The organism is Shewanella sp. P1-14-1 (assembly GCF_001401775.1).
In the GTDB taxonomy this organism is placed as follows: domain Bacteria; phylum Pseudomonadota; class Gammaproteobacteria; order Enterobacterales; family Shewanellaceae; genus Shewanella; species Shewanella japonica.
In genome coordinates this window covers 1-13,447 of the sequence record NZ_LKTL01000006.1, presented here as the reverse complement: position 1 = coordinate 13,447, position 13,447 = coordinate 1, and the positions used below count along the sequence as shown (strand labels likewise).

Genomic DNA, 13,447 nt, shown 5'->3' with positions numbered 1-13,447 from the left:
CAAATGCGCCTAGCGGCGGTGACGTAACACAAATAAGAAAAACACACTACCAATTGCCGCAGTAATTATACCGACAGGCAATTCTTGGTTGGACAACAAACAACGAGCTAATACATCAATCCACACCATAAATAAGCCCCCTACAAACACTGTTGTAAAAATAGGTTGCTGGCCAGGAAAGAGTAACCTTACAGTATGAGGGATCATCAAGCCTACAAAGCCGATACCGCCACAACTGGCGACTAATGTTGCTGTAATCAGCGAGCACAGAATCAACATATATAGCCTTAATCTGGCAACATTGACCCCTAGTGAGTGGGCAGTTTCATCCCCAGCTTGTATCGCAATCACTTGACGCTTGAACGCCAGAATAATTATCACGCTTGAGCACACTACAACAGCTGGGATAATCAAACCTGACCAACTGGCTTTGGCAAAACTTCCAAGGCTCCAGAACAAAACAGACGCCGCTGCTTGAGGGCTTGAGAAATACAGCACTAAGCTAGTTAATGCGCCAAACATAAAAGAGGTAGCGACCCCTGAGAGCAGCATTCTTTCCACCTGACTTGCTCTGCCAAAACCCGATAACGACAGCACTAATAGCACTGAAAAAAGCGCACCGATAAATGCCCCGACAGGAAGACTTAATGATGACCAAGACCACCACGCATCATGACTAAATAACCCTGACCGGTAAATCGCGCCAGCCCATAAGCTATCGGACTGCGAAAGCCATTGCTGCACTAAGCCTTGAGTGCCGAAAAAACTCAACACCAACACAGCGCCAAAAGAGGCACCAGAACTTATACCAAATAAATAGGGATCAGCTAATGGGTTTCTCGTAACAGTTTGCAACACGCTGCCAGCCAAAGCTAAGCCGGCACCAGCAATAAACGCCAATATAATCCGTGGCATACGCAACTCAAACACAATACGTTCAGTTATTGTCGTTACGCCATCAGTGCTTGCAGAAGCGCCCAACATGGGTTCTGTAAAAAGTAAAAAAACTTGTCCGAAACTAATATTTGCCGCACCAAAACTGGCTGCTGCAATTGGGGTAATTAAGGTCATCAATGCTGTCAATGCCAATAAGCATTTATGGCGAAGGGAATAAGTCGCAAACATTAAATCCCCTCCTTGTTATCTTGTTGCCGTGTTTGATGATGGGGATGCTCATCTTGATAACCGTAAAAATAGGTAATCAATGGCTTACCATGTTGGGGATGGCGATTAACTTGGCAGCAAACACCAAACACATCGCCGATAATCTGCTCGGTTAACACTTGATCTGGTAACCCTTGAGCTATACACGCGCCCTGATTTAACAATAACAACCTATCACACACTGCACTGGCTAAGTTCAGATCGTGAATTGACGCTATAACACTGATCCCCAACTGGCGCACCAATTCTAAAATTTGGATCTGATAACGAATATCTAAATGATTTGTTGGCTCATCAAGGATTAACAACTGCGGTTTTTGTACAATAGCTCTGGCAATAAGTGCACGCTGCTTTTCGCCTCCAGAAAGCTGTTCATATTGTTGGCTTGCTTTTAACGCCAAACCGACCTTATCTAACGCTTGCATCACATTATGTTTATCAGCTTGAGTATCTGTTTCAAATAGCCCTTTATGAGGCGTTAATCCCATTGCCACGATTTGTTCACAGCTCATTGCAAAATAATGCGGAGTCTCTTGTTGAACGACAGCAACTTTTGTCGCTAAATGCTTTTGGCTGATGCGGCTAATATCTTCACCAAACAAGGTGATCTGGCCTCTATCTGGTGAGATATAACGATACAAGCAGCGCAATAAACTGGACTTGCCTGCGCCATTTGGACCAATCAGTCCCAGCATTTCACCTTGTTGCAGTGAAAAGCTGACATTGGAAAGAATCGCCTGTTGTTGCACTGACCAATAAAGTCGAGCCACCTTAAGCGCCTCACCCATTGAGCCATCTCGTTGCTGCTGATTTTGAGTCATGAAGCCGTCGCCAGAAAAGCAGACTTAATACGTAAAGCACACACACTGACGCGTTGAGCATCTAATGCGACGTTACCTGACAAGCAATGACCTAATCTAACTAGGTTCTGACACATAAACGCAATGCAATCTAATGCAGCGCCATGTATTACAGTGGTATAAAACATGAATTCTCCGCCTGAGTCACCCGCTCAGGTTGATTAAAGGCACTGGATAGTGAATAAATGCAGTGCGTAAAAGGCTGTGAACCATCATAAAAAAGCTAGGTATCTGACTTAGTTATTTGTAAAAAATAACATTACAGTTGCGGGTACAGTTCATGCTAATCAATCTGACCTTGAGTCAAATTGAACCATGATTCCCTATTCATCCGTTAGTATGACAAAACAGATTAACTTTATTTATACTTAAACGATAGCGACAATAATCCATCCGCTATCGCGACCTATTTTATGCTTTCTTACAGATTAAGATAACACGTAAAAAAGTATGTAAAGATTGTACGCTAAATTAAGGGCTTGTTCAGCAAAAACGCGCTGATGCGCCCCCTATTATTGACTCTATGCAGACCAATGAAGTTGAAACTTAGGCTCGCTGCTTTCATCTGCCCAAAAAACTGAAATAGAAACCGTCGCGGCGTAATCAATGGATAAGGTGTTATATATGCCTTGGCATTGTTCAAGACCAAGCACCAAAGCAATGATGGTGCGTATGACACCACCATGAGTGACGATAATAGCCAAAGGTTCAGGGGCATTTTTTGCTAACTCAGAACGATTTACGTGAAGCTCAGGACTGTTACCTTTAAGCTCAGGGCTGTTACCTTTAAGCTCAGGGCTGTTCGCCACTTGACGTAATTGCTGACACACCTTGTTAAAACCAGATGCGACACGCGTTTCAAATTCACTCATCGACTCTGCATTCGGTGGTGTATGCTGCCAAGGATTGTCCCAGTATTGATTAATCTTATCGCCAAACTGTTCGTATAAAGAATCAAATGACACCCCATCCCAGTCACCAAAATCAATTTCGGCCAACTCAGGCATCAACTGCACCGCAGGTAATGGCGTGTTGACTGACTGATGAGCCTCATCATTCATTTCACTTAAGGCAGTGTTAGCAGTATTTAACTCAGTAAATAACCCATGAGTAAAATGCTGGCAGCGTTGTAAAGGTGAGCTTATCAAGCTTACTTTCGGAAAATGAGGCACAAAATCAATCTGCTTAATACGATTTAGCATCGTAGCCGCACCGAGTTCGCTCAAATTAACATCCGTTTTTCCACGCAATATATTGCCGCCTTCACATTGTCCGTGTCGCAGTAATACTATCTTAGCGTGTGATAATCTAGTCACTCTAGGCTCCCTTTTTATACATTCCTGCACGTTCACCGTTCACAAAACCTTTTATCTGCACCAAGTTCAGCATTATTCATCATACTGGACTGAGTTAGTGCATTCTGACACTTGCTCTTGGAAACAAACTTCACGTATTATGGACGTCTATACGTTTAAATGTCCAAACAAATATTAATGCTGAATACTTTTACGAAGCGAGTTTGACTTAGGCCGCCTTTTATATAGTGCAAAACAAGGTATGCTAATTTCTCAAGTTTCGAATATTCACATAATAAGAAATAGCTAATAGCAACTGCTAGCATAGCAATAAAGGTACTCAAATATGGCGAAGTCGACTTCCTACAGTCAGGTTCTTGAACAACTTACCAATACGCTAAAAGAGCGTATCGTGATCCTCGATGGTGCCATGGGGACAATGATCCAAGACTATAAATTGGAAGAAGAAGATTACCGTGGCGAGCGCTTCAAAGACTGGCATTGCGATGTGAAAGGCAATAATGACATGTTGGTACTAAGCCAGCGCCAAATCATTAAAGACATTCACACTAAATACATGTTAGCGGGCGCTGACATTATTGAAACCAATACCTTTAACGCCACGACCATTGCGATGGCTGATTACGACATGCAAAGCTTGTCGGCTGAAATCAACCTCGAAGGCGCTAGAGTTGCCCGCGACGCCGCTGACGAAGTAGAAGCACAAACAGGCATTAAACGTTATGTTGCAGGTGTTCTAGGGCCAACCAACCGTACTTGTTCGATTAGCCCAGATGTGAATGATCCCAGTTTTCGTAATGTCAGTTTCGATGAGCTTGTTGATGCCTATGTCGAATCCACCACTGCATTAATTGAAGGTGGCGCAGATATCATTATGGTAGAAACCATCTTTGATACTCTCAATGCCAAAGCCGCCCTATTTGCCATTGAAACCGTGTTTGATACTTTAGGCGATCGCCTGCCAGTAATGATATCAGGCACGATTACCGATGCCTCAGGCCGGACATTAACCGGACAAACCACTGAAGGCTTTTATAACTCACTGCGCCACATCAAACCGATTTCTATTGGCCTTAACTGTGCATTAGGCCCTAAAGAGTTACGTCCATACGTAGAAGAATTATCTCGCATTGCAGAATGTCATGTCTCAGCGCATCCCAATGCCGGTCTGCCGAATGAATTTGGCGGTTACGATGAAACGCCAGAAGAGATGGCCGAAGTTATTATCGACTGGGCAGCAGAAGGCATGCTGAATATTGTTGGCGGGTGTTGTGGTAGCACACCAGCACATATCAGCGCGATTCGTGATGCCGTTATCACCCACGCGCCTCGCACTATCCCCGACATCCCTGTTGCGTGTCGTTTATCTGGGCTTGAACCGTTAACCATCGATGGTGACTCATTATTTGTTAACGTTGGCGAGCGCGCGAATGTCACAGGCTCTGCTAAATTCTTACGTTTAATTAAAGAAGAAAAGTTTGAAGAAGCCTTAGATGTGGTACGCGAGCAAGTTGAAAACGGCGCGCAAATCATCGACGTCAACATGGATGAAGGCATGCTTGATGGCGCAGAGTCAATGAAAAAGTTCTTAAACTTAATCGCCTCAGAGCCAGACATTTCTCGTGTGCCTATCATGATTGACTCATCTAAATGGGATGTCATTGAAGCAGGCCTTAAATGCGTACAAGGCAAATCCATTGTTAACTCAATTTCAATGAAAGAAGGCGAAGCAGCCTTTATCAAACAAGCCACCTTAGTGAAACGCTATGGCGCAGCTGCCATTGTCATGGCCTTTGATGAAGACGGCCAGGCCGATACCCGAGCCCGTAAAACTGAAATTTGTACGCGTGCTTATCGTGTATTAGTTGATGTGGTTGGCTTTCCACCTGAAGACATTATTTTTGACCCTAATATTTTTGCGATTGCCACCGGAATTGAAGAGCACGACAATTACGCTGTCGACTTTATTGAGTCGATTAAAGACATCAAAGCCACGTTACCCTATGCGATGATCTCTGGCGGTGTATCGAATGTGTCTTTCTCGTTCCGTGGCAACAACCCAGTGCGTGAAGCCATACACGCGGTGTTTTTATACCATGCGATTCAAGCAGGTATGGACATGGGGATTGTTAACGCGGGTCAATTAGCCATTTATGATGATATCGACCCTGAGCTTAAAGAAAAAGTTGAAAACGTGGTGCAAAACTTACCTTGCCCCGTTGCTGATTCAACCAATACAGAACAACTGCTTGATGTCGCTGAAAAGTTTCGTGGTGACGGTAAGCAAGTCGCGAAAAAAGAAGATTTAGCATGGCGAGGTTGGCCTGTTGAGGAGCGCTTATCCCACGCCTTAGTAAAAGGGATTACCGAATTTATTGACCAAGACACTGAAGAAGCACGCCTACAAGCAGTCCGTCCACTGGATGTGATCGAAGGGCCATTAATGAATGGTATGAATGTCGTCGGTGACTTATTCGGCGCAGGTAAAATGTTCTTGCCGCAAGTGGTGAAATCCGCCCGCGTGATGAAAAAAGCCGTGGCCTATTTAAACCCATTTATTGAAGCCGAAAAAGTGGAAGGTCAATCCAACGGTAAAATCCTCATGGTGACCGTTAAAGGCGATGTGCACGATATCGGTAAAAATATCGTTGGTGTGGTATTAGCTTGTAATGGTTATGAGGTGATTGATTTAGGCGTAATGGTACCCGTTGAGAAAATCATCGAAGTCGCCATTGCTGAAAACGTTGATATTATTGGCATGTCGGGACTGATTACCCCAAGCCTTGATGAAATGGTGCATAACGTTAAAGCCTTCCATAAAGCAGGTTTAACCATTCCATCCATCATTGGCGGCGCCACTTGCTCAAAAATTCATACCGCCGTAAAAATTGCCCCACACTCACCAACAGGAGCGATTTACATTGCTGATGCGTCTCGCGCCGTGCCTATGGTGTCTAAACTTATCAGTAATGACACACGCCAAGCTACTATTGATGAAGCGTATAACGAATACGACATGATGCGAGAAAAACGCTTATCACAAACCAAGCGTAAAACCATAGTGTCAATTGCCGCTGCCCGTGAAAACCGCTGCCAGCATGATTGGGATAACTACACACCATTCAAACCTAATGTATTAGGTCGTCAAGTATTTGATGACTACCCATTAGAAGACTTAGTTGATCGTATCGACTGGACCCCGTTTTTCCGAAGCTGGGAGCTACACGGCCGCTTCCCAGACATTCTTGATGATAAAGTCGTCGGTGAAGAAGCCCGTAAACTCTATAAAGATGGCAAAGCCATGCTTGAAACCATCATCAGTGAAAAGTGGCTCACGGCCAAAGCCGTCATCGGCTTATTCCCTGCAAACACCGTCAACCATGACGACATTGAGCTTTACACAGACGAGACTCGCACCGAAGTTGAAATGACCACTCATCACTTACGTATGCAGCTTGAACGTGTAGGCAATGACAACTTCTGTTTGTCCGACTTTGTTGCGCCAAAAGAGTCAGGTGTGGCCGATTACATGGGCGGCTTTGCGGTAACCGCAGGTCACGGTATCGACGAACATGTGGCACGCTTTGAAGCAAACCATGATGACTACAACGCGATTATGCTCAAATGTTTAGCTGACCGTTTAGCCGAAGCCTTTGCCGAGCGTATGCATGAACGTGTACGTAAAGAATTTTGGGGTTACGCAGCAGATGAAGTGTTAGATAACGAAGCCCTCATCCGTGAAAAATACAAAGGCATTCGCCCAGCTCCAGGTTACCCAGCTTGCCCAGATCATACAGAAAAAGGCTTGCTGTGGGATTTACTCAAACCTGATGAAACTATTGGTTTGAACATCACAGAAAGCTACGCCATGTTCCCAACCGCAGCGGTATCAGGCTGGTACTTTGCCCACCCTAAATCACGCTATTTTGGTGTAACGAATGTAGGTAAAGATCAGGTTGAAGATTATGCTGCTCGTAAAGGCATGAGTATTGAAGAAACAGAGCGCTGGCTAGCACCAGTGTTGGACTATGACCCTGAATAAGAGTGATCCAGAATAGATAGTGATGTTGAGTAATCACTTGGTTACTCTTTATTAGGATTCTAAACTTCGTTTGGATGATGGCGCTGCCATTACAGCCTAACGGCTGATTAACGTCGTGGCGCTTCGCCCACACCCGACGAAAGGGAAACAACAGCATTTCCCTTTTCGATATCCCTTGCCGCCCCAACCAAGTTATTCTTTCAAAGCGAATAAGCCTCATACTCCAATAAAAATACCTAACGGCTCAGATGGGACATCCATGTCCCCCTGAGCCTTAGCCATCATCCATGATGGCTATACGGCATTTTCATCTCCGTATTTCAGCAACTTGGAATGGGGAATATTGGAGACTGCGGCGGTCTTTGGATTAGTTTACTCTGACCCAAAAACTAGATTGCAGAGAACAATCTCTGTCGGCGGATTTTGTTCATAAGCGGGGTGATAAGCAATAGGCATTTTGATAAAACTTGTTTTGCATTCATGGCATTGACTCGTGGTAATTTTTGTTTGGCGATAAATTTGATCACCAAATGGCATGAATGTTCCTCAACTTTCTATCTATCTCATTATTTATTAAGTTCTTTTTGTGGGGATTCGTCAGGGTCAGAGTAAACTTAATCTAAACCCAATCAATGCAAATGAGGTCAAACGCTGAATGAATCCCCGTTGGAAGTGTCCGAATGCGTTAAGTGAATTGACGTGATGGAGGCAGGACGCCGACATAGCCTCAGAGAGAGCCATGGATGGCGAATCTGAGGCGGTAGTCAATGCACTTAAATAAGCATGAGGAACAACACTTCGTCGGGGCTGCGGGGTGTTCCAAGAGGGTGTCGCAGTTCACACCCTTTTGGTCTGGTGTGGGCGAAGCGCCACGACCTACCTTGGCCGTAAGGCCATATTTAAACAAAACCAATGCCACATCGGGTACGTTAGCTATTTTCAAAGTACATAGAGAATAACTAGTACATCAGGGTAATGCGGGGGTGTTAAGGGGATTCGCACTATTCCCCTTAACCCCAGAATGATTGAAGTATCACGGCTTTCTATAACAAGAAGTATCACGGCTTTCTATAACAAGAAGTATCACGGCTTCTATTACAACAAGCGCGTGTCAGACAAGAAATGAGTGAACATAATTCCTCATAGAACTCGAAAATGTCGTTTGAAATGAAATAGCCTTACTGGCTTTGCTCTATAGCTAAGCGGCCCTGAAAGCTTGGCTTTGACTCTACTCTTTTTTGATGTGCTAAAAGCGCAGGAAAATCATCCAAAGAAAAACCGCCTCTTAACGCTCTTGTGTAGCACCAATGCAGATATACATCAACAATTGACCATTGTTCTCCGTACCACCAATTTGACGCTTTCAACCTGTTTTCAGCCTTCTCAAAATGACTGGTTAACATGTTACGACCACTGGCTACGACATCACAGACATCTTTACTAACGGTGTAATATGCGGGCATACAGACATGACGCACAGATGGGTGAACGGTACTGGAAAACCACATTAAATCTGAAGCATATACACACTTTTGATATTCATCTTCAGTTTCTGGCAGTAATTTAGAGCCTGGAACCAAACTATTTAAATACAGTAAAATAGCTGGGTTTTCAGTTAATAACTTACCTTCGGTTACCAGCGCAGGCACCTTGCCGAAAGGGTTAATTTGTAAATACTCTGGCGACTTTTGTTCGCCAGAAGCAAGATTAATTCGCTTAAAATCACACTCTAGCCCCAATTCTTGGATCGCATTAATTGTGACACCAGAGCAAGCTCCTGGAGCATAAAATAACGTTAAAGCCATTGATATTACCTTTAATAAAATAAGCCGCGATGCTCATGGTTTAGATAAAGAACAACTGAATTAACCTAAGACACGGTTTTCAGTACATACATTACACAATTGATAAAATAAAACTAAATGGCAAAGTCCATACTTGTTAGTACCTAACCATGGCCTTGCGCGATTGATAATCACATAAACAAAAAGGGTTAAAGCAATTGGCTTTAACCCTTCCCTGTATTCATTGCTTTATTAACTTTTCGCCATTCCAAAGGTGTCACCTAAGGACTTATCAAAGTGACTAATATCAACTTTGTTACCTTTTATACGTTCAACTACAAGGTAGTTTACTGGCACTAATATCAAGGTGATAAAGGTGGCGAATATAATCCCGAAACCTAATGAAATAGCCATTGGGATTAAGAACTGAGCCTGAGTCGATTTCTCTAGTAGCAAAGGCATTAACCCAATAAACGTGGTTAAACTGGTCAACATAACCGGTCTGAAACGTTTAGCTCCAGCGGTTAATACCGCCTCTGCGATTTCCATCCCTTGGGCACGTTTCTTATTAATAAAGTCCACCAGTACCAATGAGTCATTCACCACGACTCCAACCAGCGCCAACATACCTAATATACTGAAAATCGTCAGTGGTGAGCCCATAAACCAATGACCTAACACCGCGCCAATCAAGCCAAACGGAATGACGCTCATAACAATTAGTGGCTGAATATATGACTTAAACGGTATCGCAAGTAAGCTATAAATCATAAACAGCACAAATACTAAGCCCCATTGGAGCGAGCCAAAGCTGTCACGCTGCTCACGCGCTTCGCCTTCAAGTGAATGCCTTACGCCAGGGTACTGCTGCACTAAACCATCAAGAAATACTTTGAGGTCGGCTTGTAGTACGGTCATGTTGGTATTGTCTTTATCAACATCAGCAGTCACATTGAGCACGCGATAGCGATCGATACGTCTTATGCTAGAAGGACTTTTACCCGAGGTCATTTTAGCCACGTGGCCAAGAGGAACCTGCGTACCTTGGCTTGTGGTAATCAATACTTTTTTCAAATCGTCTAGTGATTGGCGTTCATTTAATGGTAAACGTAGCATTACCCGAACATCATCACGACCACGCTGGATGCGCTGCACTTCAGAGCCAAAATAGAAACTTCTCACTTGGCTTGACACTTCTTGGCGAGTCAATCCGAGTGCTTTACCTTGCTCTGTTAGCTCAATTAACAGCTCTTCTTTACCGTTAGATAAACTATCTGCGATATCAAATACTGTTGGGTAGGTTTTGAGGTGTTCTTTAACCTGATCTGCAATTTCGCTTAACGTCTCTAATGAGTTTGCACTGAGCTGTACATCAATTGGATCTGAACTACGGCCAATTTCAGCACGATAGGTCATCGACTCTGCCCCAGGGATTTCACCCACACTCTTTCGCCACTCGGTTAACAGTTCTCGAGATGTGATATCAGACTCACGCTTTTCAGCAGGGGTCATTTCAAAACGAACACTACCCGCATTTGAAGTACCACCTCGGCCACCCGTTGTGGCTAAAATATTAATAATGACGCTTTCGCCGGTGTCTTCATCACGATACTTTTCCTGCAATGCCTCAGCTTTGGCGGCAATGCCAATAATATGCGCATTGGTCACTTCAAATGGCGTGCCTGCAGGCATCGTCAGACTCAATCGCACAGTTTCACTTGGAATACGTGGAAAGAAAGTAAACTTAGTCCAGCCCGTTGCTAACAAAGCAGCTATGACTAACAACACACTTAAAAACAAGCTCAAAGTTGCTGTCTTATGTTTTAGAGCAACACGCAAGAAGGGTTGATAAAATTGAATAATCGCACGCTCAAACCCATCGGCAAACTTCTGCTGAAAAATCTCAAATCGATTGTATTTTTCTTTCTCACTTCGCAACTTAATGTGTTTTAAATGAGCTGGTAATACAAACTTAGACTCAATTAATGAGAACAGTAATACGGGGATCACCACGATGGCAATCTGCCCAAATATCGCCCCACGTGTGCCTTCAATAAACAACATAGGTAAAAAGGCGGTGACAGTGGTTAAAATCCCGAAGGTAACAGGCGCTGCAACTTCTTGAGTACCTAAAATTGCGGCCTGCTCGCCACTTGGTGCTGTCTTTAAGTGGGTATATATATTTTCACCAGTCACAATGGCGTCATCCACCACAATCCCCAGCACTAAAATAAACCCAAACAAGCTCATGACATTTAGAGATACGCCAAAAAATGGCATAAAAATGAAGGCCCCCATAAATGACACAGGGATACCAATAAACACCCAAATGGCAATTGATGGGCGTAAGAACAAGGTCAGTAATAACAGCACCAATATACCGCCTTGCAACGCACTACCAGTTAAGGTTGCAATACGGTTTTTAACGATTTCAGAATCATCATCCCAGTAACTTAAGCCATAGCCTTCTGGCAATGTCGCTTGTCGTGAGTCAATGTACCCTTTGACTTTATCAGCCACATCAATAGCGCTTTGCTGGCCAATACGGTAAACATCAATAAATGCTGCTTGCTGGCCATTAAATCTTGTTCTTACTGGGGTTTCTTCAAAGCCATCATCCACATCAGCGACATCGCCTAAGCGGATAATCGTGCCATCGGCAGCTGATTTAATCGCAATATTGGCAAACTCATCTTTATAATAAGCTTGGCCTTTTGAGCGAAGTAAAATGTCACCGCCTTGGGTTTTTAGGTTACCAGCAGAGATATCGGTACTGGAGGCATTAATGGCTTTTGATACTTCGCTCAACGTTAGGTTGTATTGGCGTAACTTGTTTTGCGATAAGGCTAATGACACTTCATAGTTACGTACCCCGCTTAAATCTAGCTGGGTAACACCTTCAAGACGTAATAACTCATCACGCACGACTTCGGCAAATTCAAGGGTTTCTTTTTCACTGTATTTACCCGTTACCGTTACAGCAATCACTTCACGCTTACGTTGGGCCAACGCAATAACCGGCTTTTCTGCATCGACAGGAAAAGTATTAATCGCATCGACTCGGCTTTTAATATCTGCCAACATCTCACGAGGGTCATAACCACTTTCCACTTCAATGGTCACTTGCGAAGATGATTCTGATGAGCTTGAAGTAATTTTCTCGATACCTTCGAGATCTTGTACAGCTTCTTCAACTCGAATAGTAACACCCTTCTCAACATCTTCAGGCGTTGCACCACGCAGCGAGATGCTGACCGAAACGCGTTCAGATTCAACCGTTGGGAATACTTCAAGAGGAATTCGAGTCGATAGTGAACCTAACCCCAATACCAGCAGCATCAGCATTAATAGGTTGGCTGCGACATGATTTTTAGCAAACCAAGCAATCATGGTTGTGCCCCCTCTTTCGCTGCTGGTTTGTTGTGTTTGCCGTCAGGTTTAGGGCGGCGCTTTCCATCAAGGTTAGCTTTAGGTCCACCTTGAGGGCGGCTTGTTGTTGGCTCAGAGCCCATTATCGTAACAGGAGTACCAGAGCTGACTTGACCAAGTGAAGTGGTGACTAATTCGTCGCCATTATTAAGCCCCGCTCTCACAACTGAGTCTTGACTATTTTGCCATCTGATTGAGACGTCTTTACGTAATAACACGCCATCATTGACTACATAAACATAAGAGCCCTGATAAATCGATTTCGTAGGAATAACTAACACCTGACTTAGCTTTTTACCTGCAATGTTTGCTGTTAGGTATTGGCCAATTTTCAATGGCATTTTTTGATTACTTTGATAATCAAATGGGTCATCGATTTGCGCTACAACATAAAGCTGCTGTGAGTTACTATCAATCGCACCTTCAGTGCGGATCAGCTGTCCTTCCCATTTTTGTAGTCCAATTAAATCAGACTCAAAAGAAACTTTAGCCACCACTGACTTACCTTGCTCAGGCAATTCGACTAAGGCCAAATCGCTGTTATTGATCGGTAGGCGAATTTCTACATAATCGGTTGCATAAATTGTCGCAAGTTGGGCGTTGGTTGAAACAACACGGCCAACATCGACATGCTTTTCTAAAATACGGCCAGAAAACGGTGCGACAACTTGGGTACGCTCAAGCGCAAGGTTGGCTTTTTCAAGTGATGCCTGGTTTGACAACATTGCCGCTCTTGCTGCGGCAAGTTGTGGCTCACGCAACACCAATGCGGTTGGCTCACGGCCATTACTGAGACGTTGCCAATCGACTAAAGCTTGATTGGTTCGGGCTTGCTCTTCCAGCAATTGCTGC

At 44.0% G+C, this 13,447-nt stretch carries 8 protein-coding genes; 1 reads left to right on the top strand and 7 read right to left on the bottom strand.

Translation table 11 applies throughout. The features are described from left to right. Positions 1 to 9: 9 nt before the first annotated feature. The 4 genes from AN944_RS05640 to AN944_RS05630 form a co-directional block, all read right to left on the bottom strand. Positions 10 to 1,125, bottom strand: coding sequence for an iron ABC transporter permease (locus AN944_RS05640; protein ID WP_055023631.1), 1,116 nt, complete (start codon positions 1,123 to 1,125; stop codon positions 10 to 12). Continuing rightward, positions 1,125 to 1,985: an ABC transporter ATP-binding protein gene (locus AN944_RS05635; RefSeq protein ID WP_055023630.1), complete on the bottom strand. Its 861-nt coding sequence runs from the start codon at positions 1,983 to 1,985 to the stop codon at positions 1,125 to 1,127. Before AN944_RS05635 ends, AN944_RS05640 begins: the two co-directional genes overlap by 1 nt. Then, entirely contained in the window at positions 1,982 to 2,152 is a 171-nt protein-coding gene (locus AN944_RS21620) for a hypothetical protein (RefSeq protein ID WP_160319081.1), read from the bottom strand. The genes AN944_RS05635 and AN944_RS21620 overlap by 4 nt, the downstream gene beginning before the upstream one ends. 393 nt (positions 2,153 to 2,545) lie before the next feature. Continuing rightward, positions 2,546 to 3,340, bottom strand: coding sequence for a histidine phosphatase family protein (locus tag AN944_RS05630; RefSeq protein ID WP_160319080.1), 795 nt, complete (start codon positions 3,338 to 3,340; stop codon positions 2,546 to 2,548). Between the two features lie 325 nt (positions 3,341 to 3,665). Here AN944_RS05630 and metH point away from each other — a divergent pair, with 325 nt between their 5' ends. Then, the gene (metH, locus tag AN944_RS05625; protein WP_055023628.1) at positions 3,666 to 7,382 is read left to right on the top strand and encodes a methionine synthase; all 3,717 of its coding nucleotides are present in this window, start codon (positions 3,666 to 3,668) and stop codon (positions 7,380 to 7,382) included. 1,178 nt (positions 7,383 to 8,560) lie between these two features. Here metH and AN944_RS05620 read toward each other — a convergent pair. The 3 genes from AN944_RS05620 to AN944_RS05610 all read right to left on the bottom strand — a co-directional run. Then, positions 8,561 to 9,187: a glutathione S-transferase family protein gene (locus AN944_RS05620; RefSeq protein ID WP_055023627.1), complete on the bottom strand. Its 627-nt coding sequence runs from the start codon at positions 9,185 to 9,187 to the stop codon at positions 8,561 to 8,563. A gap of 231 nt (positions 9,188 to 9,418) precedes the next feature. After that, entirely contained in the window at positions 9,419 to 12,556 is a 3,138-nt protein-coding gene (locus tag AN944_RS05615) for an efflux RND transporter permease subunit (protein ID WP_055023626.1), read from the bottom strand. After that, positions 12,553 to 13,447 (bottom strand): efflux RND transporter periplasmic adaptor subunit (locus tag AN944_RS05610; protein ID WP_144430146.1); only part of this gene is annotated, 895 nt, incomplete at its 5' end. The genes AN944_RS05610 and AN944_RS05615, both read right to left, overlap by 4 nt.